Consider the following 24,737-nt stretch of genomic DNA (forward strand, 5'->3'; position numbering starts at 1 on the left):
TTGTTAGAAACTTTGCAATTAAACCCGGAGCAATTAAAAGCGGCCAAGGCTTTACAAGGGCATAATTTAATCATTGCGAGCGCTGGCACAGGAAAGACTTCTACGATTGTAGGGCGCATTTTATACCTGCTTGATAACGGCATCAAGCCTGAAGAAATCTTGCTTTTGACTTTCACCAATAAAGCGAGTAATGAAATGATTGCAAGGGTGGCTAAATATTTTAAATTAAGCTCCAAAATTGAAGCGGGCACTTTCCATGCGGTAGCGTATCGCTATTTAAAAGAGCATTACCCAAACTTAAGCCTGAAGCAGCCTAAGGAACTAAGAAAGCTTTTAGAAAGCATTGTGGACACTAAAAACGCGCTAACAGATGACGATAAAAAGCCCTACACTTCGCAGCATTTATACGCCCTCTACTCTCTTTATACCAACGCCTTAAAACAAGAAGATTTTAGCGCTTGGCTTTCTAATAAAAACCCTGAACACGCACCATACGCCGCCTTTTATGAAAACATTTTGGAAGAATTTGAAAACACTAAAAAAAAGCATGATTATATTGACTATAACGACTTACTGCTGCTGTTTAAAAAAGCGATGCTAGAGACACCTAGCCCTTATAAAGAAGTGCTTTGCGATGAATTTCAAGACACTAACCCCTTACAAGAATCCATTTTAGACGCCATCAACCCCCCTAGTTTGTTTTGCGTGGGCGATTACGATCAGAGCATTTACGCTTTTAATGGGGCGGATATTTCTATCATTTCTAATTTCACTCAAAAATACAAAAACGCCCGAGTTTTCACGCTCACTAAAAATTACCGCTCTTCTAAAGAGATTTTAGAACTCGCCAATCAAGTGATACAGCACAACGAGCGCATTTACCCTAAAAATTTAGAAGTGGTGAAATCAGGGAAATTCAATAAACCCACGCTTTTAAATTACAACGACAACATCGTGCAATGTCAAGACATCGCCAAACGCATTGTGATGCGAAAAAATTTTAAAGAAGTGGCGGTGATTTTTAGGAATAACGCCAGCGCGGATCAATTAGAAGCCGCTTTAAGATCCCACAACGTGCCAAGCAAACGAAAAGGGAGCGCGAGCTTTTTTGAATCCAAAGAAGTGGCGTTAGCGTTAGATATTTGCGCGCTCATCTTTAACCCTAAAGACATTATGGCAGCGATTCACATTTTAAGTTATATCAGCGATATTGGCTCTAACACCGCTAAAGACATTCATGAAGCCTTAATGCTTTTAGGCAATGGCGATCTCAAATCAGCCCTAACCCACCCTAATAAAGAAGCCAAAATTTACACGAAGAAAAAAGGAATCACCTCTATGGGGCTTTTTGAAGAAATTTTTGCCCTAGAAAACAGCTCAAGGTTTAATGGCGTGATAGATAAGGCGTTTCATTCGCACCCGGTGTTGATGCACCCTAAAATCTCACTCAATGGGGCTAAAACGCTGAGCGATTTTTTCATTCTTTATATCAAAGCCCCTACCCATTCCCCTAGCGCTTTAATCAAACACATTCTAGAAAGCGCGTTTTTTCAAACCTTTAAAACACGCCTTTTAAAAGAGCGATCCAAAAATAAGGACGGCTCTTATAACGAATTTAAAAAACTCCAAGCGCAAAAACGCTTCAATGAAAAAATGGACTTGCTGAGTTCTTTGGCGAAAAATTACCAAAATTTAGGGCGTTTTTTAAACGGCACTTTAATAGGCTCCAATGAAGCCACGCAAGGTGAGGGCGTGAATTTATTGAGCGTGCATGCTTCTAAAGGATTAGAGTTTAAAGATGTTTATATTATAGATTTAATGGAGGGCCGTTTCCCTAACCACAAGCTCATGAATACCGGTGGGGGCATTGAAGAAGAGCGGCGGCTCTTTTATGTCGCTATCACAAGGGCTAAGGAAAATTTATGGCTTTCTTATGCGAAAAACGAATTGAGGGAAAACGCCAAACCTAAAGAGCATAAGCCTTCGGTGTTTTTGTATGAAGCGGGGCTTTTGAAACCTGATTCAAAATAAAATTGGTTTTTGTGTTGTTTGTTTAAGCAAAAGATGATATGATTATAGCGATGGTTAATTAAGTCCCTAAGAGCTAGGAACTCTTAAGAGCTTGTTTTAATAAAGTGGCAGTGTTAAGATAACCACTAAAACTATCGCTATAAAATGAATTTCCAAAAACGAATTTCATGGTAGTGTCTCCTAACGGAGTGCCACCCACTGCAATCTCCCAACCCATTAGATCAGAAACCACTAATTGCTCCAAATTCGCTTAACACTAGAATTACTACCATGTCATATCATTGGAGTATTATAGTATTATAATGGGATCTTTATGAGATGTAAGAAAAATACAAAAAACGCTAGCAACCATAGATTTTAACTCTAGCTTGCGCTAGAGCCAAAATTTTAGTATAATGGTGTTGCTAGAACCATTAAAACTATGATCACTAATAGTAACTTCATAGTTGGTTATCTCCTTTCCGGGATAACCACCCGCTATTATCCCAAACCCTAACATGCTCCAAATTTTCGCAACAAAAGAGATAACTTAAAATGACTATTTGCGTTGGCGTGATTCTACATTAAAAAACCTAAAAATGCCAAAAAGCGTTTTTAAAACCCTAAAATTTAAGGCTAATCCCCTATGAAATCCCGTTTTTTTTTTTTTGTAACAAGCGCTCCAATTGCTGTAACTTTATTTCCTTGATAAGGGGTTTTTAAGGGGGTTTTTAAGGTTAGTTTAATTTTCATTATGTGAAAATATCACAATTACATCTAACAATTTGTATTACTAAACATTATTTACAAGCTCTGATGTAACTAAATCCCAATTTAATCTCAATCAAGGAGCATCCCATTGATAAGGAAAATTATGATAAAGAAGAATAGAACGCTGTTTCTTAGTCTAGCCCTTTGCGCTAGCATAAGTTATGCCGAAGATGATGGAGGGTTTTTCACCGTCGGTTATCAGCTCGGGCAAGTCATGCAAGATGTCCAAAACCCAGGCGGTGCTAAAAGCGACGAACTCGCAAGAGAGCTTAACGCTGATGTAACGAACAACATTTTAAACAACAACACCGGAGGCAATGTCGCAGGGGCGTTGAGTAACGCTTTCTCCCAATACCTTTATTCGCTTTTAGGGGCGTATCCAGAGAAACTCAATGGTAACGATGTGTCTGCGAACGCTCTTTTAGGGGGTGCGGTAGGCAGTGGGACTTGCGCGGCTGCAGGGACGGCTGGTGGCAATTCTCTTAGCACTCAAAGCGCTTGCACCGCCGCGGGCTATTACTGGCTCCCTAGCCTTTCTGACAGGGTTTTAAGCACGATCGGCAGCCAGACTAACTACGGCACGAACACCAATTTCCCCAACATGCAACAACAGCTCACCTACTTGAATGCGGCGAATGTGTTTTTTAATGCGATGAATAAGGCTTTAGAGACCAAAAATGGAACTAATGGAGCTAGTGGTGCGACTGGTCAAAATGGTCAAACTTACTCTCAACAAGCTATTGCTTACCTTCAAGGTCAACAAAATATTCTCAATAACGCAGCTAACTTGCTCAAGCAAGATGAATTGCTTTTAGAAGCTTTCAACTCTGCCGTAGCTGCTAACATTGGGAATAAGGAATTCAATTCAGCCGTTTTTACAGGTTTGGTGCAAGGCATTATTGATCAATCTCAATCGGTTTATAACGAACTCAGTAAAAACCCCATTAGCGGGAGTGCAGTTAATAGCGCTGGGATAAATAGCGACCAAGCTAACGCTGTGCAAGGGCGCGCTAATCAGCTCTCTAACGCTCTTTATAACGCGCAAGTAACTTTGGATAAAATCAATGCGCTCAACAATCAGGTTAGAAGCATGCCTTACTTGCCCCAATTCAGAGCCGGGAACAGCCGTTCAACGAATATTTTAAACGGGTTTTACACCAAAATAGGCTATAAGCAATTCTTCGGAAAGAAAAGGAATATCGGTTTGCGCTATTATGGTTTCTTTTCTTATAACGGAGCGAGCGTGGGCTTTAGATCCACTCAAAATAATGTAGGGTTATACACTTATGGGGTGGGGACTGATGTGTTGTATAACATCTTTAGCCGCTCCTATCAAAACCGCTCTGTGGATATGGGCTTTTTTAGCGGTATCCAATTAGCCGGTGAGACCGTCCAATCCACGCTCAGAGATGACCCCAATGTGAAATTGCATGGGAAAGTCAATAACACGCACTTCCAGTTTCTCTTTGACTTCGGTATGCGGATGAACTTCGGTAAGTTGGACGGGAAATCCAACCGCCACAACCAGCACACGGTGGAATTTGGCGTAGTGGTGCCTACGATTTATAACACTTATTACAAATCAGCAGGGACTACCGTGAAGTATTTCCGTCCTTATAGCGTTTATTGGTCTTATGGGTATTCATTCTAAGAAAGGGGGGATCAGACAAATATGAAACAAAATTTAAAGCCATTCAAAATGATTAAGGAAAATTTAATGACACAATCTCAAAAAGTAAGATTCTTAGCCCCTTTAAGCCTAGCGTTAAGCTTGAGCTTCAATCCAGTGGGCGCTGAAGAAGATGGGGGCTTTATGACCTTTGGGTATGAATTAGGTCAGGTGGTCCAACAAGTGAAAAACCCGGGTAAAATCAAAGCCGAAGAATTAGCCGGCTTGTTAAACTCTACCACGACAAACAACACCAATATCAATATTGCAGGCACAGGAGGCAATGTCGCTGGGACTTTGGGCAACCTTTTTATGAACCAATTGGGCAATTTGATTGATTTGTATCCTACTTTGAACACTACCAGCATCCAACAATGTGGTGCTACTAATAATGGTAGTAGTGGTAATGGTGCGACCACAGCCGCTACTACTAGTTCTGGCCCTTGTTTCCAAGGTAACCTGGCTCTTTATAACGAAATGGTTAGCTCTATCAAAACTTTGAGTCAAGATTTCAAAAACAATATCTTTCAAGGCAACAACAACACCACGAGCCAAAATCTCTCCAACCAGCTCAGTGAGCTTAACACCGCCAGCGTTTATTTGACTTACATGAACTCATTCTTAAACGCCAATAACCAAGCGGGTGGGATTTTTCAAAACAACACTAATCAAGTTTATGGAAATGGTGTTACCGCCCAACAAATCGCTTATGTCCTAAAGCAAGCTTCAATCACTATGGGGCCAAGCGGTAATGGCGGGGCTGCCGGTGCGTTTTTGGACGCCGCTTTAGCGCAACATGTTTTCAACTCTGCTAACGCTGGGAATGATTTGAGCGCTAAGGAATTCACTAGCTTGGTGCAAAATATCGTCAATACTTCTCAAAACGCTTTAACGCTAGCCAACAACGCTAACATCAGCAATTCAACAGGCTATCAAGTGAGCTATGGCGGGAATATTGATCAAGCGCGCTCTACCCAACTATTAAACAACACCACAAACACTTTGGCTAAAGTTGCCGCTTTGAATAACGAGCTTAAAGCTAACCCATGGCTTGGGAATTTCGCTGCCGGTAACAGCTCTCAAGTGAATGCGTTTAACGGGTTTATCACTAAAATCGGTTATAAGCAATTCTTTGGAGAAAACAAGAATGTGGGCTTACGCTACTATGGCTTCTTCAGCTATAACGGCGCGGGCGTGGGTAATGGCCCTACTTACAATCAAGTCAATTTGCTCACTTATGGGGTGGGAACTGATGTGCTTTACAATGTGTTTAGCCGCTCTTTTGGTAGCCGAAGTCTTAATGCGGGCTTCTTTGGGGGGATCCAACTCGCAGGGGATACTTACATCAGCACGCTAAGAAATAGCCCTCAGCTTGCGAGCAGACCTACCGCCACGAAATTCCAATTCTTGTTTGATGTGGGGTTACGCATGAACTTTGGTATCTTGAAAAAAGACTTGAAAAGCCATAACCAGCATTCTATAGAAATCGGTGTGCAAATCCCTACGATTTACAACACTTATTATAAAGCTGGCGGCGCTGAAGTGAAATACTTCCGCCCTTATAGCGTGTATTGGGTCTATGGCTACGCCTTCTAAAAAAGCTCAAGGCCTTTTATAGGCTTTGATTGAACCCTTTAACCCCCACTTTAAAAACAAACCCAAAACCCTTATCAAACAATCCAATAGTGGGATTAACCCCCCTAAAAGAACGCTTAAAAATAAAAACGCTTGATTAAAAGCTACCACTCACAAAAAGCTTAACGCTCAAGGCTTATTGAGATTTTAAAACGCTTGATTAAAAACTTTTAAAAAGCTTTAGCGCTTCAAAGCTCTTTTATATTTAAAACCACCCAAGCAGAAATCCCAATCGTCTTTAGCGGTTTGGCACTTCACAACGCTTGATTAAAAACTACCGCTTTAAAAAGCTTTAGCGCTTCAAAATTTTTATACTTAGAAAAACAACCCAAAAATCTTTATCAAATGTTGTCAAATATTGAGATGATCACCCAAGAACGGCTTTAATGGTAAAGGTGATCAAACGCTAAAGATATTTAGAATTTCTGTGGTTTAAAACTTTGTTTTATGGTTCTAAATTTTATGGTAAAACTCATTTTTTAAGGGGATAGGAGATATTTTGAAACCCCCCACAACCCCCAAAACTAAATCCTCCTAACCTCTAGGAAGCGCTTTTAAAAACGAGCCGCACAAAGTCTTTTATACTTAGATTAAATGCTTTGGAGTGTTTTTAACTTGCTGCGATTTGATTGAAAATCAAAACTTCAGCGTGAGGTTGGTCATCATGTAACTTCTATCTTGGTAATTGGCGCTAAAATCGCCATCAGGGTTATTGAACTTGGGCGCTCCAAAATACCCTGCTTGATAGCCTCTATTGATTCTAGCCCCATAATAAGTGATCCTAAAGTTAAGGAGAACCGATTCAGTGAACGCATAGCTCGCATTGAATTGCAAGGAGTATTCATTAGCCCTCCCCACTTGCCCTAACGCATTCTTATTCGCATGAGAGACGCGCCCAAAAACATGCCATGCAAAACGCTTATGGATCCCTCCAACCGAAGTGTAAAAAGTGAAAGTGTTCGCGTTAGTGATCGCATCAGCCAGCCCATCATAAGCCGTATTATCCCAAAAATCATAGCCAATCATTCCGGCATGCCTGGTCGTTACTGAGATTTCATTACTGATATAGGAAGTGTTATTCCCCCTTGGCATCGTGTGAGAGCCTAAAAAAGCGTCCGAATTGCCAAAGGTGTTATAAAAGCCAATGGACCAGTTGAAATTATCCCACCAAAAAACCTGGCGGATATTCAAAGTAACGCCATTCCTCCCTAACAACGAGCCATGGGGCGTGCTGTCTTCTAAACTATAAGTATTTGTCTCTGGGTTATACCACCCCCTATAATATAAGGGAAAGGTTGTCATGATCATGCTTTGAGAGCGAAAGCCTACGTTTTGAAAATTCCTATTCGTGTCATAGACTAGCTTAAAACCGGGAGCGTTATAAGTTTTAGGCGCAAAATAATAAAAAAATTGAGCGTCTAAGCCTTTATAAGAGTAGGTTGTGGTGATCCCATGCCAGCCGTAATTGATGAAATCGTTGCTGTTACTAGGGTTGCCTCCCTTTTTCAAATAAGGCACGGTCGCAAAAAACTCATAAATCCAAGAATTAAACGCCAAACCTCTCCCAAAAGAGCTCCACCACCAAAACCTTAACCTTTGCGTCTCAGTCTTATAGGGCTGATAATACACTTCCCACCCCTGATTCGAACCGCTCATAAAATCAATATTCGCTTCATAGCGCCCCGCCTTAAACCCAAAAACATCTTTGTAATCGTATCGTAAAAAAGCGGTATCCACCACATAAGGCCTTGCATGATAGCTCGCTGATTGAGAAGTCCCCGCATAAGCAGGGCCAAGATACTTATTAAAAAAGTATCCATGATAGCCCCCAATGAAATTCTCTACAATTGAGCCAAAAATCTTCCCGTTAGCCTGGTTAACATAATACTTAGTCTTATCGTAAGGAATGGCTGCAATCGCCCCACCCAAAGAAACAGAGAGCCTGTGGTTTTCGATGCCTTTAGGGAGTAAATTGACTTTGACTTGCGCTAAAGTTACAATATCTATAAAACTTTCGGTAGGATAAATCCCTTTTTTGGTATTGATTTGAGAATTGTTAAAACCAATTTTAGAAAAGTTCTCCACACGACCACTAAACCGATAATCAAAAGCTTCTACAGGACACAACAAAAACGATAAAAGCGATAAAGAAGAAGTCAAAAAATATTTTTCTTGTCTCACTAAACTCTCCCTAATTTTAATTGTATGATCTTTTTATAATTATAATCAAAAAAAAAAAAAAACAGCATGAAGTTAAAATATTAATTAAAATCCGCAACCCTATTTTACAAAAAATAACCCCTCATTGTAAATTGGTTTAAAATTAAAGGATTAAAATCATATATTTGTTACTTTTAAAGAATGCGTTATTTTTGATTGGGCTTATTACGCATGAAATTCTCGCTTCTTTTAACCCTCCTTTTTTGTTTTTGCACGGGCGTTTTTATTTCTTCACTTCTTTAATCGCTTCAAAGAAAATAGCCCCCCACGCGCTCAAATTTTAAAACTTATAGGAAATTTCAAATCTAGCGTTAAAGCCAGGCTCTGCCATGCCCCTTGCGTATTTGTCTTGATTGGGTTCATCAGGGCTCATTACTGGGCTTGCTTGATCAATATATTGTTGGTTAAAAACATTGTTAAACACAGCGTTCAAGCTCAACCCTTCAAGCTTCTTATAGGTGGGTTTGTAGGTTACAAAAAAACTGCTCACCCCATAACCGGGTTTATGCACATGAAAAATCCCGGGGGTTTTAGGGCAATTGCTAGGCCGTCTGTCAATATCCGTAGGGCCGTTACGATAAGGGCTATAAGAGCAATAACTCAAATCCGTAACAAAGCGTGAAAGCCAAGTGATGCTAAGACCGGTGCGTGGGATTGTATAGCTTGCCGTTAAAATAAACACATTGCCGGTCGTAGCCGCCAATTCATACACATCAGCGATCAAACGCCCTTTTAAAGAAGGCCATGATCGCACCACGCTCAAGCCTAAAGAAAAGCCCTTGTATTTAGCTGTCCCTGAAACTTCATAACCCGGCACATAAATAATATCTTGCGCGGGCAAGTTGGTGACAAAAAGCGTTGAAGAAAATTGATTGATGTAATTAGAAATCAATTGGACAAAACCGGCGGCTCTAAAATCAAAATACTGACTGCTGTATTCGGTGTTAAATTCCGCATTTTGCCCGATTTCTGGCTTTAAATTGCGGTTGTAGCGCAAATTATCTTGACGCATCCACACCAAACCTCCAGGCATAGGGCCTCTGGTTACATACGCGTAAGAAAGCCTGAAATTCAAATTTTCTAAAGGCGAGACGTTTAAAGCCGCGCTAGGGCTAAACCCTTGGGTTATGTGCAATTGCCAGTCTTTATCCACTAAAGTATAGACATCATAACGAGTCCCTGCCCCTAAAGTTACCATAGGGTGCAAAGTGTAATTCGCTTGTGCATACACCCCAACCACATTCGCCGTAGCGCCATTTCGTTGGCAACGCCCGTTCATGTTGGGATCATTAGGGCTTGTAACCCTTAAGCATGCGTCAGGGGCATCGCCCGGTTTGACTAATTCGCTATTAGGGATCGCTTTATCAAAAGTGGTTAAATTCTGGTAATTCAACCCGTATTCAAAAAGATTGTCATTCTTATGATCTATGGTGTGGATCACATTCGCATTAAACCCGGAATTGATGATGAATAAATTTTTATTAGCCACCACAGAACCCCCTCCAAGGCTTTTAAAAGTGATGGAGCAGGTTTGTTTAGTAGCGTCATAAATGCCCCCTTGCGCCACGCATTGATTTTCTTCACCGAGTTTTGGGTTTGGGGTGAAAGGGATGATAGCCGCTATATCGCTAGGCCTAAAAAGCGGATCAATTTGGACATTCCTGATGCTCGTATAGCCATTGATTTTTAATTTAGGATCGCCAAAACGACTCCCTCCTTCTCTTTCATAATTCAAACTCACGTTATGCACTAAATTGACGCTATAAGTTTTAAACAAACTGGCGTCATTTTCAAACAAGCAATCATCAGGGTTTTTCTCGTTAGGGAAAGCGTTAAAATCACCGCAAGAATAGGGTAAAAAAGTGCCTGTAAAATTCGCTCTTAAAGGGCGGTTAGCGTTATCTCTGGTCATGTTATAACTGAGCGTTAAGGTATCTCTTTCGCTCAAATAACCATTGATCTTAGCCATCACATTGTTTTGCTCGCTAGGGCTTGATGTAACTTTATTATTTGCTTTAGGATCAAAAAGATTTTTCATCGCATTATCCCCATCACGATAATAAAAAATATTTTGGTGCGTGTAATACAAAAGCGCATCAAAATGATGGTTACGATAAGCGCCCATAATGGTTTCCCTGTCCCCAAAGTTGGTCAAAAAAGTGGCAGCCCCACTCATGGCGTAGTCTTTGCCTTTAGGGATAAAATCGCTCGCGCTCCTAGTCTCCATTTTAATCGCGCCAATTAAAGCCATAGGCCCAGCGCTCGCTTGAGCCGCCCCCTTAGTAACCACCACGCTTTTAAGCATTCCAGGATCAATGATCGTATTGCCTTGATGCCCATAGCTTGCACCCATTTGTGCCGCGCCATCCACCGTAACCCTAGCCAATCTGTCTTCAATACCGCGCACGTAAATTTTTTGCGCTATCACCGCACCTCCGCCCACATTGATATTGGGGTTTCTTCTAAACATGTCGCTGATTTGGTTGGCTTGCCTTCTTTCTAATTCCTTACTTGAAATGGTTGTCTGGTTGTTGTAATTAAAGATTTTAGCCGCTTGAGTGGTAACCTTACCCAGAGTGTGTTGGGCGTTCTTTTCTCTTTTCCTTTCTGTCTTTTTTTCTTCTTTTTCTTCTTCTTTAGCCTCTAATTCAAACATTCCTAATAAGGACAAAAAAATAGAAAAACTACAATACTTCCTAAAACGCTTGTCATTCATTCTTAAAATCCTAAATATAGTAATTATTGTTTTTGAAAAATAAGATCGTTATTATAACTAAAAAAATATTATTTTTAGAGAAAGATTTTTCTCGGTTACTTTATTTTATGATATAAAAATTCATTTCCTTAAGGGGATAGGGGGGCATTTTGCGATAATGTCCCCTTAACCCCCTTAAAAACCCCCTAACCCAAGAAGACCGCTTTTTTCAAGAGGTTATCGCTTGATTAAAATCAAGCTTTTTTATTTATATTTTTATCTTACTCTCACTTTTTTATGTTTATAAAGCTTGAATATTTTAGAACTACCACTTTCAAACAAACCCCTTTCATCGCTCACAATCACATCTGCGAGGCTGGAAGCGATTTCTTTATCATAAGCGCATTGGGTGAGGTTGGCTGAGGTGCTATAGAGCGTTTTAAAACGCTTTAAAAAATCCCCATGCCTGCCTTTAACCACACGAACGGCTTTAAAATTAGGGTAAATAAAAGTGGTTTTAGCGCTTCTTCTAATGAGGTTTTTAAAAGCGTTGGGTGCGCGCACTAGGCTTTTTAGGGTGCTAAAATCAACGCTTTCTATTAAAACGCTTTGGTTTTTAGGGCGATTTTTTAAGGCGTTGAGCCTTTCGCTGTCTTTAGAAAGCAGTCCTATCGTGGTATCGCTTTGAGCCAGATACACTAACGCCATCAAACTACTTCAAATAATCCTGTAAGGCTAACAACTCGTCTTTTTGAGAGCTTTCTTCTAACGCTAAAAGTAAGACTTCTATCGCGCTTAAAGTCGTGAAATAACTCACATGGTTTTTAAGCACAGAAGCGCGTATGAGTTTGGCGTCATCTTGAGATTTGTGATCGCTGGTGTTGATAGCCATGCTGATTTCCCCATTCATCATTAAATCCATGATATTGGGGCGGCCTTCAGAGATTTTAAGCACTTTTAAAGACTTCACCCCGGCTTTTTCCAAAGCCTTATGCGTGCCTTCTGTGGCGCACAATTCAAAACCCAATTCAACCAATCGTTTCATTAAAACGCATGCTTCTTCTTTATCCTTATCTTTAATAGAGGCAAAAATAAGCCCCTTGTTTCTAATGGGGTTAAAGCAAGCCGTTTGAGCCTTGAAAAAAGCCAACCCTAAAGATCTAGCAATCCCCATCACTTCGCCGGTGCTTTTCATCTCAGGCCCTAAAATCAAATCCGATCCATAAAGTTTATTAAAAGGGAAAACCGCTTCTTTTAAAGCCACAAAATGGGGCATTTTAGGCTTATAAACGCCTTTAGAATATTCTACGATATTTTTTTTATCATAAAACTTCAAGGCTTCTTTCAAATCCTCTAATACCATAACCCTAGTCGCCACTTTGGCTAAAGGAACGCCTAAAGCCTTGCTTAAAAAAGGCACGGTTCGGCTGGCTCTGGGATTGACTTCAATCAAATACAGCGAATTTTCATAAACAGCAAATTGGATATTCAATAGCCCTACTACGCCTAAATGCAGAGCGATTTTCGCGCTCACCCGCTCAATTTCATCTAAAATTTCAGGGTTTAAATTGGAAGGGATAAAGCATGCCGAATCGCCTGAATGGATACCCGCCTCTTCAATATGCTGTAAAATGCCGGCAATATAAACCTCTTTTTTATCGCAAATGGCATCCACATCTAATTCCACCGCTTTTTCTAAAAACTTATCAATGAGGAGCGGGTTTTTAGGGCTAATTTCTAAAGAATGCGTAACGCTTTCTAAATAATGGTGCAATTCTTCAATATTTTCTAAAATTTGCATGTGTTGGCCGCCTAGCACATAACTAGGGCGCACGATAATAGGGAAACCAATCGCATTAGCGATACTATAGGCTTCATCAATGCTCTTAGCCATGCCGTTTTCGGGCTGCTTGATGTCAAGCTCTTTTAAAAAGAGGGAAAATTTCTCCCTGTCTTCTGCAATATCAATCACCTTAAAAGGCGTGCCAATAATAGGGGCTTGCATTTTGGCTAGATCTTTAGCGAGTTTTAAAGGGGTTTGTCCCCCAAAATGCACGATAATGCCATCCACGTGCTCCCTTTGAATGATGCTCTTCACGCACTCAAAATGAATGGGTTCAAAATAGAGCGTGTCGCTCGTGTCATAATCCGTGCTTACGGTTTCTGGATTGCAATTGAGCATGACGCTTTTAATGTTTAAATCTTTTAAAGCAAAGCTCGCATGCACGCAACAATAATCAAATTCAATGCCTTGACCGATGCGGTTAGGCCCAGAGCCTATGATTAGGATTTTCTTTTCTTGTTTTTCTTGTTTGTTTTCAATAGGGGGCAAAGGATTGGGGGCATAGGTGGAATACAAATAAGGCGTGAGCGATAAAAACTCCGCCGCACAAGTATCCACTTCTTCAAAATTGGACGCGATTTGTAAATTAGATCTAGCTAATTCCACTTCAAAAGGACTCACCTCTAAATTTTCATTTTCTTTGATTTTAGCGGCAATCCTAGCATCGCTAAAGCCTAAATTTTTAAGCCCTCTCAATTTTTTGGCGTCCGTTAAAACGCTAGAATTGATGCCCTCTTCTGCTTTGACTAGCTTTTGAATTTGAGATAAAAACCACCTGTCAATCTGGCACAATTCAAACACTTCATCCACGCTAACGCCGAGCCTGAACGCATCAGCGATATAGAGCAAGCGTTTGGGATTGGGCCGGCGGATTTCCTTTTTTATCATTTCTAAATCTTTGCTTAACGATTCAAACCCTAGCCAATTGTTTTCCAAAGAGCATAACGCTTTTTGTAGGGCTTCTAAGAAATTCCCCCCTATCGCCATCACTTCGCCAATGCTTTTCATAGAAGTCCCTAAAGTGCTAGAAACACCGGCAAATTTTTCAAACGCAAAGCGAGGGATTTTCACCACGATATAATCCAAACTAGGCTCAAAACTCGCTGGGGTGTTGGTAATATCGTTTTGGATTTCATCTAAACTAAAACCCACCGCAAGCATGGTAGCGACTTTTGCAATGGGAAACCCGGTCGCTTTTGAAGCTAATGCGGAGCTGCGGCTCACTCGTGGGTTCATTTCAATCACAACCATTCTTAAAGTCTCTGGGTGGATCGCAAATTGCACATTACTCCCGCCCGTATCCACGCCAATTTCTCTCAAAATCGCAAAGCTCGCATCGCGCATGCGTTGGTATTCTTTATCGGTTAAGGTGAGGCTTGGAGCGATCGTGATGCTATCGCCGGTATGAACGCCCATGGGGTCAATGTTTTCAATGCAACACACAATGATGCAATTATCCTTGCTGTCTCGTATGACTTCCATTTCGTATTCTTTCCACCCCAATAAGGACTCTTCAATCAAAATTTCATTAATGGGCGAAGCGTCCAGGGCGTTTTTAGCCAATTCTTGAAACTCTTCAATATTGTAAGCGACCCCACTCCCCCCCCCAGCCAGCGTGAAACTCGCTCTGATAATGGCTGGAAAACCAATTTCATTAATGGCTTCTAGGGCTTCTAACTCGCTATAAGCGTAACGCCCTTTAGGCAAATCCATCCCGATTTTTAACATCGCTTCTTTGAAAGCCTGCCTGTCTTCGCCTTTCTTAATCGCTTCAATCTTAGCCCCTAAAAGCTCCACGCCTTCTAACATGCCCTTTTGGTGCATTTGCATGACTGCATTCAAAGCGGTTTGCCCGCCCATTGTGGGTAAAATAGCGTCAATCTTTTCTTTTTCAATGATAGCGGCGATATTTTCTCCAGTGATGGGTTGGATATAAGTTTGATGAGAAAATTCAGGGTCAGTCATCACGGTGGCCGGGTTAGAATTGATTAAGATCACTCTATAACCTAAAGATTTTAAGGTTTTACAACTTTGAGTCCCTGAGTAGTCAAACTCACAAGCTTGCCCGATCACAATAGGGCCTGAGCCTATCAGTAGAATGTTGGAAATATCGGTGCGTTTAGGCATAACCAATCCTTAAAGAAAGAATATAAAATGAAGTGTTATTAGTTTTAAAATATTTTTTATTAGGTTTTTGCGTGGTGTCCCCCCCCTATTTTTTCAAACTATTTGTCTCTGTCTGAAAAAATACCAATAATTTGCAAGATAGAAATGAAGACATTCAAAAAGTCTAAATACAAGCTCACCGCCGCATCAATGGGGCTATCATACATGCCTTTAACGATGTTTTGAGTGTCATAAGCGATATAAAGACTGAATAAAATCGCACTCGCTCCCGCAATGACAACCTGGAACATGGGGCTACCCAAAAACAAGTTAATGAGCGAACACACCACCACCACAATCAAAGCGATAAAAAGCATTTTACCCATATTCGCTAGATCGTTTTTAGTCTTAAGGGCATACACGCTCATCAAACCAAAAACAATGGTTGTCATGCCCAAAGCTTGCCAAACCGCTCCTAAACCAGCTTTTGCAATCACCATACCCAACAAAGGCACTAGAGTAACCCCTGATAATGAAGTGAAAGCAAACAGCATGAATAAATTCAATCCGGGTTTAGATTTAGAAAACATCAAACCAAAAAGTGCCGCAATTTCAGCGATAAAAAACACCCATTTATACTGCACTACGGCTTGAAAATTCATTAAACCTAGTAACGCTCCGATAGTCGCTAGTAACAAACTACCCGCAAAGAACTTGTAAGTCGTTTTAACAAAACTTACTAACTCGCTTTCACGCAATAAAGAATCTTCTGCATACGCATTACGAGAATCAGCTCTGTCATACAATGCCATGTTTTACTCCTTGAAATTCAACTCAATAAACAATTTAAATTAACCCTATAGCTAGGTTCAATATAATAACACAAAATGTAGTAAAATACCAAACAAAACCCCCTAAAATTGAAATTGAAGTCTGAAAATAGGATAATAGTTACGATGAAAATTTTTATCAATGGATTTGGCCGCATTGGGAGATGCGTTTTAAGAGCGATTTTAGAGCACAATGATACAAACCCTCAACTAGAAGTGATAGGCATCAATGACCCTGCTAATTGGGAAATCTTGGCTTATCTTTTAGAGCATGACAGCGTGCATGGGTTGCTTCCTAAAGAGGCGCGTTACTCTAATGGTAAGCTTATTATCGGCTCGTTAGAAATCCCTATTTTTAATAGCATCAAAGACTTGAAGGGCGTGGGTGTTATCATAGAGTGCTCAGGGAAGTTTTTAGAGCCTAAAACGCTAGAAAATTACCTTTTGCTTGGGGCTAAAAAGGTTCTGTTATCCGCTCCTTTTATGGGCGAATACGATGAAAAACAATACCCCACTTTGGTGTATGGGGTCAATCATTTTTGCTATCAAAACCAGGCCATTGTTTCTAACGCCTCTTGCACGACTAACGCTATCGCGCCCATTTGCGCGATTTTAGATAAAGCTTTTAATATTAAAGAGGGCATGCTAACGACTATTCATAGCTACACGAGCGATCAAAAACTCATTGATTTGGCCCACCCTTTGGACAAACGGCGCTCCAGAGCGGCCGCAAGTAACATTATCCCCACCACCACTAAAGCCGCTCTAGCTTTGCATAAAGTGTTACCCAATCTCAAAAACAAAATGCATGGGCATAGCGTGAGAGTGCCTAGCCTTGATGTGTCCATGATAGATTTGAGTTTGTTTTTAGAAAAAAAAGTCTTTAAAGATCCCATCAATGATTTATTGATGGAAGCTTCCAAAGGGGTTTTAAAAGGCGTATTAGAGATAGATTTGAAAGAAAGGGTGAGTTCTGATTTCATTTCTAATCCGCATAGCGTTATCATCGCGCCTGATTTGACTTTCACGCTAGAGAATATGGTCAAAATCATGGGGTGGTATGATAATGAATGGGGGTATTCTAATCGTTTGGTGGATATGGTGCAGTTTATGTATCATTATTAAGTCATTTTGCGAATCTTTTTGAGTTTGTTTAACATCAAATTGTATAATGTGGGATTTAATAAAAACGATTGGAGTTTTAAATGGCGTTTAAAAAGGCCAGATTGATTTCTAAGTTTATTTCAAAGGGATCTTTCAAATTGAATAAGATCTCAAAGAAAATTTTCAAATTGAATCAAATCTTAAAGCGTGAAAAGCCCTTAAAATGCCATAAAAAAGCTTTAAAACCTATTAAAAAGCTCTCTAATCGCAACAAATCTTTTTTAAAAGCTTCGGTTTTATTGATAGGAGCGTTAGGGGGGTTATCCCACCTAAGGGCTAACGAATGCACTTATTGGTCATGGTCGTCTTGGAGTTATCAAGACAATATTGAAAGCGGTCCTAATTCACCCACGCACAACTCCTATTGTCTTTTTAGTAGCGCTCAAGGCTCTGGGACTTATTATTTAAACACTCTTACCACTTATAGCGCTGGTAGGGCTAGTTTCACGCAAAAATTCAATGGTGGCACGCTTGATATAGGGGGGAATATCCGCTTTGGAGGCACAGGTATTAATGGGGGTGATGTAGGGTATATCACAGGCACTTATGACGCTCAAACGATGAATTTTAATTCTAGCCATATCACAACCGGAAACTCATACGCTGATGGCGGTGGGGCCACGCTCAATTTTAACGCGACTAACAATATCACTATCAATCAAGCGAGTTTTGATAACAGCGATGCAGGGACACAAAAATCTTACATGAATTTTAAAGGCTCTAACATCAAAGTCAGTGGCTCTAGCTTTACAGACGACACTGATGGGGGCTTTAATTTCAGCGGTAATAACAATAATAGCACCATCTCTTTCAATCAAACCAGCTTCAATCAAGGGACTTATAATTTTAGTAACAGTGCCACTTTAAGCTTCAATAACAGCAATTTCAATCAAGGCACTTATCACTTTAATGACAACGCTAGCTTTAATAATAACACCTTCAATCAAGGGACTTATGATTTTAGTAACAATACTAGCTTTAATAACGACACCTTCAATCAAGGCACTTATCACTTTAATGACAACGCTAGCTTTAATAATAACACCTTCAATCAAGGCACTTATAATTTTAATACGAGCAAGGTGAGTTTCTCAGGCACTAACACTTTAAATTCAAGTTCGCCTTTTGCCAGCCTTAAAGGCAGTGTGTCTTTTAATTCTAATGCGATCTTTAACCTCAATCAAACCTTTAATAATAATAATCAAACCTATGACATTCTCACTACAAACGGGGCGATCCAGTATGGGGTTTATCAAAGCTATTTGTGGGATCTAATCAACTATAGGGGCGATAAAGCCATTAGCCATGTTGAAGTGGGCAATAACACTTATGATGTAACCTTTGATATTAATGGGCAAGATGAAACCTTACAAGAAACCTTTAACAACCAATCCATTATTACCCAATTTTTAGGAGACGATTTACAACAACAAGCCCAAAAAACCTATCAAGAGGATGTAGCTCATTCCCAAAACGCTTTGAATAATGTTACTAGCGACAACACGATCGCAAGCAATGATACAAGCTACACCAACAATAAAAATACCACTATCGCTAAAGACGCTCAAAACTTAGAAAACACCAACCAACAAATCGCTCAAGACGAACAAGCGTTAGAAAAAGATTTAGCTCAAATCAAACAATTAGCCAACTCCACCACAGGCTTTAACGAGCAAGCTTTCACTCAAGCGCAAGATAAAGAACAACAAGATGAACAAACCTTACAAAACGAAGAAAAGACTTTTAATAGCGAGCAAGATAGTTTAAATAAAGCGATACAACAAGTGCAAGCCCAACAACAAAAACAAAAACAACAACAAGCCCAAAAAACCTATCAAGAGGATCTAACCAATTCCCAGAGCACTTTAAATAACGCTGCTAGTGATAGTAAGATCGCAAATAGCGATACAGACTACACCAACAATAAAAACACCACTATCAAAGAAGACGCTAAGAATTTAGAACACACTAACCAACAAATCGCTCAAGATGAACAAGCGTTACAAGGAGATTTAGACAAGCTCAAACAATTAGCCAACTCCACCACAGGCTTTAACGAGCAAGCTTTCACTCAAGCGCAAGATAAAGAACAACAAGATGAACAAACCTTACAAAACGAAGAAAAGACTTTTAATAGCGAGCAAGAGGGATTGAAGCAAGCGATAGCTAACGCTAAGCCTGCAAGCCCCACACCAAGCCCCACACCCACTCCCACAAAACACACAGCGCAAAACACTCCCCCTAATAAAGTTCCACCCACACCCCCTACTCAAAATTTACCCACAACGAATGTGTGGAATGGAGTTTATAATCTCCAAAATCAAACTTACTCAAACAAAGGCATTTATTATATCGATCCTAACCTTTCAGGACAGAGCGGTCAAAGCGGCAACACGCTTAGCACTTATACAGCCAATTTGTTTGGAAGAAGTTTTGGCGTCAATATCCAAAATGGCACTTTGATCATAGGGAACAACACAGAGAGCGTGAATGATAACGGCTTGATTTGGATAGGGCATGGAGGCTTTGGCTATATCACGGGAACTTTTAATGCGGCTAACATCTATTTGACCAATAATTTTAAAACCGGTGAAGGCGTTTCAAATTCAGATGGCGGGGGAGCGAACATTACCTTTAAAGCAAGCGATAATATCACTATGGATGGCTTGAATTATAATGACGCTGAAACCGTTACTAAAATGATTCAAACGGGGGCTAGTCAGCATTCCTATGCCGCTTTTGACGCTCTAAATAATATCAGCGTAACCAATTCCAGTTTTAGCGATATGACTTGGGGGAAATTCAGTTTTAGCGCTAAGAACATTTCGTTTTCTAACGCTTCGTTCAGCGGTTTTACAAACCCTGGAGGATCAAGCGTTATCAGCGCTAACGCTTCTAATTCTTTAAGCTTTGTCAATTCTCGTTTGAATGGTGGAGCGGTTTATAATTTGCAGGCTAATAGCCTTATTTTCAATAACACGCAAGCGGTTTTCAATGTCTTGTATTCTAGGGGGACAAGCAATTTTAACGCTACGACACAGCTTTTAGGCAACACGAATTTTACGCTCAGCTCTCAAAGTTTGTTGAATTTTAATGGCGATACAACCTTGCAAAACAACGCTAATATCACGCTTGGTAATAAAAGTCAAGCCGCTTTTAAAAATTCTTTAACGCTTGACAATAATTCTAATTTAAGTTTAGACAATCAAAGCGTTTTGAATGCGAATGGCGCAAGCGCTTTTAACAATCAAGCGAGTCTCAATATTTATAACGGGAGTCAAGCGGCCTTTAATAGTCTCTTTTTTAATGGCGGGACACTCAGTCTTAACGCTAATAGCAAGCTCAACGCTTCTAGCGCTAGTTTTTCAAACAACACCACTATCAATTTAGACGATAGCGTTTTATCAGCCAATAACACAAGCTCTTTAAACGCTAATATCAATTTTCAAGGAGCAAGCCAGGCTGATTTTGGAGGCAACACGACTATTGATACAGCAAGCTTTAATTTTGACAGCGCAAGTTCATTGAATTTTAACAACCTTACGGCTAATGGGGCGTTAAATTTTAATGGTTATGCGCCCTCTTTAACTAAGGCTTTAATGAGCGTTAGCGGGCAGTTTGTTTTAGGGAATAATGGGGATATTAATTTATCTGACATCAATATTTTTGACAACATCACAAAATCTGTAACCTACAATATCCTAAACGCTCAAAAAGGGATCACTGGCATTAGTGGGGCTAATGGCTATGAAAAAATCCTTTTTTATGGCATGAAAATCCAAAACGCTGCCTATAGCGACAACAATAACATTCAAACTTGGTCGTTTATAAACCCTCTCAATTCTTCTCAAATCATTCAAGAGAGCATTAAAAATGGGGATTTAACCATAGAAGTTTTAAATAACCCCAACTCGGCTTCCAACACTATTTTTAATATCGCCCCTGAGCTTTATAATTACCAAGCTTCTAAGCAAAATCCTACCGGCTATAGCTATGATTATAGCGACAACCAAGCAGGCACTTATTACCTGACAAGCAACATTAAAGGTCTTTTCACCCCTAAAGGCTCTCAAACGCCTCAAGCCCCAGGCACTTATAGCCCGTTCAACCAGCCTTTGAGTAGTTTGAATATCTACAATAAGGGTTTTTCTAGCGAGAATTTAAAAACGCTTTTAGGGATCCTTTCTCAAAATTCCGCTACCTTAAAAGAAATGATTGAATCCAACCAACTAGACAATATCACTAACATTAATGAAGTGTTGCAACTCTTGGATAAGATTAAAATCACCCAGGTGCAAAAACAAGCGCTCCTAGAAACGATCAACCATTTGACTGACAACATCAATCAAACCTTTAATAATGGGAATCTAATTATAGGCGCTACCCAAGATAATGTTACAAACTCTACCAGCTCTATATGGTTTGGGGGCAATGGCTATAGCAGTCCTTGCACGCTAGATAGCGCCACTTGTTCTTCTTTTAGAAACACTTACTTGGGGCAATTATTAGGCTCAACTTCCCCTTATTTAGGCTACATTAACGCTGATTTTAAAGCTAAAAGCATTTATATCACTGGAACAATTGGAAGTGGTAACGCTTTTGAAAGCGGAGGGAGCGCGGATGTAACCTTTCAAAGCGCTAATAACTTAGTGTTGAATAAAGCTAATATAGAAGCTCAAGCCACAGACAATATCTTTAATCTTTTGGGCCAAAAAGGGATTGATAAAATCTTTAATCAAGGGAATTTAGCGAATGTCCTCAGTCAAGTGGCTATGGAAAAAATCAAGCAAGCCGGCGGTTTAGGGAACTTTATAGAAAACGCTCTAAGCCCTTTGAGTAAGGAATTGCCCGCTAGCTTGCAAAATGAAACCTTAGGCCAACTTATAGGTCAAAATAACTTAGATGATTTATTGAATAATAGCGGAGTCATGAATGAAATCCAAAACATTATCAGTAAAAAACTAAGCATTTTTGGCAATTTTGTTACCCCATCTATCATAGAAAACTACCTTGCTAAGCAGTCTTTAAAAAGCATGCTAGACGATAAAGGGCTTTTGAATTTTATCGGTGGGTATATAGACGCTTCTGAGATAAGCTCTATTTTAAGCGTGATTTTAAAGGATATTACTAACCCCCCTACAAGCTTGCAAAAAGACATTGGTGTGGTAGCGAATGACTTGTTGAACGAATTTTTAGGACAAGATGTTATCAAAAAGCTAGAAAGTCAAGGTTTAGTGAGTAATATCATCAATAATATTATTTCTCAAGGCGGGTTGAGCGGCGTTTATAATCAGGGTTTAGGGAGCGTGTTGCCACCCTCTTTACAAAACGCGCTCAAAGAAAACGATTTAGGCGCTCTTTTATCGCCTAGAGGCTTGCATGATTTTTGGCAAAAAGGGTATTTTAACTTTTTAAGCAATGGTTATGTTTTTGTCAATAACAGCTCTTTTAGCAACGCTACAGGGGGCAGTTTGAATTTTGTCGCCAACAAGTCTATTATTTTTAATGGCGATAATACGATTGACTTTAGCAAGTATCAGGGCGCATTGATTTTTGCTTCCAATGGTGTTTCTAATATCAATATCACAACCCTAAACGCCACTAATGGCTTAAGCCTTAATGCGGGTTTGAATAACGTGAGCGTTCAAAAAGGGGAAATTTGTGTCAATTTAGCCAATTGCCCTACAACCAAAAACAGCTCTTCTACAAACTCTAGCGTAACCCCCACTAATGAGTCTTTAAGCGTGCGCGCTAACAACTTCACTTTCTTAGGCGCAATCGCTTCTAATGGGGCTATTGATTTATCTCAAGTAAAGAATAATAGCGTTATAGGCACGCTCAATCTTAATGAAAACGCGGCCTTACAAGCCAATAATTTAACGATCACTAACGCTTTTAACAACGCCTCTAACTCTACGGCCAATATTAATGGTAATTTCACCTTAAACCAACAAGCGACTTTAAGCACTAACGCTAGCGGTTTGAATGTCATGGGGAATTTTAACAGCTATGGCGATTTGGTGTTTAATCTCAGCCATTCAGTTAGCCATGCTATTATCAACGCTCAAGGCGTAGCGACAATCATGGCTAATAACAATAACCCTTTAATCCAATTCAACACTTCTTCAAAAGAAGCCGGCACTTATACGCTTATTGATAGTGCTAAAGCCATTTATTACGGCTATAACAACCAAATCACAGGAGGCAGCAGCCTGGATAATTACCTTAAGCTTTATGCGCTCATTGATATTAATGGCAAACATATGGTGATGACTGACAACGGCTTAACTTATAACGGGCAAGCCGTGAATATTAAAGATGGCGGTTTAGTTGTAGGCTTTAAGGACTCTCAAAATCAATACATTTACACTTCCATTCTTTATAATAAAGTGAAAATCGCTGTTTCTAATGATCCTATCAATAACCTACAAGCCCCCACTTTAAAACAATATATCGCTCAAATTCAGGGCACTCAAGGCGTGGATAGTATTGATCAAGCTGGAGGCAATCAAGCGATTAATTGGCTCAATAAAATCTTTGAAACTAAGGGAAGCCCTTTATTCGCTCCCTATTATTTAGAAAGCCATTCCGTAAAAGATTTAACCACGATCGCTGGAGACATTGCTAACACTTTAGAAGTCATCGCTAACCCTGATTTTAAAAATGACGCCACTAATATTTTACAGATCAACACCTACACGCAGCAAATGAGTCGTTTGGCCAAGCTCTCTGACACTTCAACCTTTGCTAGCGCTGATTTTCACGAGCGATTAGAAGCCCTTAAAAACAAGCGATTCGCTGATGCGATCCCTAACGCTATGGATGTGATTTTAAAATATTCTCAAAGAAACAGAGTTAAAAATAATGTGTGGGCGACAGGAGTTGGAGGGGCTAGTTTTATTAATGGAGGCACTGGGACTTTATATGGTATCAATGTAGGGTATGATAGGTTCATTAAGGGCGTGATTGTGGGAGGTTATGCCGCTTATGGGTATAGCGGGTTTCATGGAAATATCACTCAATCAGGCTCTAGCAATGTCAATATAGGCGTTTATAGCCGAGCGTTTATCAAAAGAAGCGAATTAACGATGAGCTTGAATGAGACTTGGGGATACAATAAGACTTTCATCAACTCCTATGACCCCCTACTCTCAATCATCAATCAGTCTTACAGATACGACACTTGGACGACTGACGCTAAAATCAATTACGGCTATGATTTCATGTTTAAAGATAAAAGCGTTATTTTTAAACCCCAAGTAGGCTTAGCCTATTATTACATTGGTTTGTCTGGTTTAAGGGGTATTATGGATGATCCTATTTACAATCAATTCAGAGCCAATGCTGACCCTAATAAAAAATCCGTTCTAACGATCAATTTTGCTCTAGAAAGTCGGCACTACTTCAATAAAAACTCTTATTATTTTGTGATTGCGGATGTGGGCAGAGACTTATTCATTAATTCTATGGGGGATAAAATGGTGCGTTTTATTGGTAATAACACCCTAAGCTATAGAGATGGTGGCAGATACAACACTTTTGCCAGCATTATCACAGGCGGGGAGATAAGGTTATTCAAAACCTTTTATGTGAATGCGGGCATTGGGGCTAGGTTTGGGCTTGATTATAAAGATATTAATATCACCGGAAATATTGGTATGCGCTATGCTTTTTAATGGTATCATTAAACTTGTTTTTAACAAGCCTAATTCATAGCAGGATCACCCATGCAATTTCAAAAAACCTTATTTTCTTTACCCTTATTATTTTTATCTTATTGTATCGCTGAAGAAA

General features: G+C 39.9%; 10 protein-coding genes. 5 read left to right on the forward strand and 5 right to left on the reverse strand.

Features of this window, described 5'->3' with window-relative positions; translation table 11 throughout:
- The 3 genes from I6852_RS06865 (at window position 1) to alpB (ending at window position 6,046) form a co-directional block, all read left to right on the forward strand.
- Window positions 1-2,031 (forward strand): ATP-dependent helicase, encoded by a 2,031-nt coding sequence (locus I6852_RS06865; protein ID WP_197291862.1) that lies wholly within the window; start codon window positions 1-3, stop codon window positions 2,029-2,031.
- Window positions 2,032-2,884: 853 nt separating this feature from the next.
- Window positions 2,885-4,432 carry a Hop family adhesin AlpA gene (alpA, locus tag I6852_RS06870; protein WP_197291861.1) on the forward strand — a complete coding sequence of 516 codons (1,548 nt, stop codon included), beginning with the start codon at window positions 2,885-2,887 and terminating at the stop codon, window positions 4,430-4,432.
- Window positions 4,433-4,453: 21 nt separating this feature from the next.
- Entirely contained in the window at window positions 4,454-6,046 is a 1,593-nt protein-coding gene (alpB, locus tag I6852_RS06875) for a Hop family adhesin AlpB (RefSeq protein ID WP_197291860.1), read from the forward strand.
- A gap of 675 nt (window positions 6,047-6,721) precedes the next feature.
- Here the strand turns inward: alpB and hofG are convergent.
- The 5 genes from hofG to I6852_RS06900 form a co-directional block, all read right to left on the reverse strand.
- On the reverse strand, window positions 6,722-8,266 hold the full coding sequence (gene hofG, locus I6852_RS06880) for an outer membrane beta-barrel protein HofG (protein WP_197291859.1): 1,545 nt from the start codon (window positions 8,264-8,266) through the stop codon (window positions 6,722-6,724).
- 319 nt (window positions 8,267-8,585) lie between these two features.
- Window positions 8,586-11,021 carry a TonB-dependent receptor domain-containing protein gene (locus I6852_RS06885; protein WP_197291858.1) on the reverse strand — a complete coding sequence of 812 codons (2,436 nt, stop codon included), beginning with the start codon at window positions 11,019-11,021 and terminating at the stop codon, window positions 8,586-8,588.
- A 255-nt stretch (window positions 11,022-11,276) separates the two neighbouring features.
- A complete protein-coding gene (locus I6852_RS06890) occupies window positions 11,277-11,708 on the reverse strand; it encodes a Sua5 YciO YrdC YwlC family protein (protein WP_197291857.1) in 432 nt (143 codons plus the stop codon).
- Between the two features lie 4 nt (window positions 11,709-11,712).
- A complete protein-coding gene (carB, locus tag I6852_RS06895; RefSeq protein ID WP_197291856.1) occupies window positions 11,713-14,970 on the reverse strand; it encodes a carbamoyl-phosphate synthase large subunit in 3,258 nt (1,085 codons plus the stop codon).
- A 98-nt stretch (window positions 14,971-15,068) separates the two neighbouring features.
- Window positions 15,069-15,761 (reverse strand): Bax inhibitor-1/YccA family protein, encoded by a 693-nt coding sequence (locus I6852_RS06900; protein ID WP_197291855.1) that lies wholly within the window; start codon window positions 15,759-15,761, stop codon window positions 15,069-15,071.
- Between the two features lie 144 nt (window positions 15,762-15,905).
- Here I6852_RS06900 and gap point away from each other — a divergent pair, with 144 nt between their 5' ends.
- On the forward strand, window positions 15,906-16,904 hold the full coding sequence (gene gap / locus I6852_RS06905; protein WP_197291854.1) for a type I glyceraldehyde-3-phosphate dehydrogenase: 999 nt from the start codon (window positions 15,906-15,908) through the stop codon (window positions 16,902-16,904).
- A gap of 80 nt (window positions 16,905-16,984) precedes the next feature.
- Complete coding sequence (locus I6852_RS06910; RefSeq protein WP_197291853.1) at window positions 16,985-24,619, forward strand: vacuolating cytotoxin domain-containing protein; 7,635 nt, start codon at window positions 16,985-16,987, stop codon at window positions 24,617-24,619.
- Window positions 24,620-24,737: the final 118 nt, after the last annotated feature.

This window comes from Helicobacter pylori, assembly GCF_015904775.1.
GTDB lineage: Bacteria > Campylobacterota > Campylobacteria > Campylobacterales > Helicobacteraceae > Helicobacter > Helicobacter pylori_DM.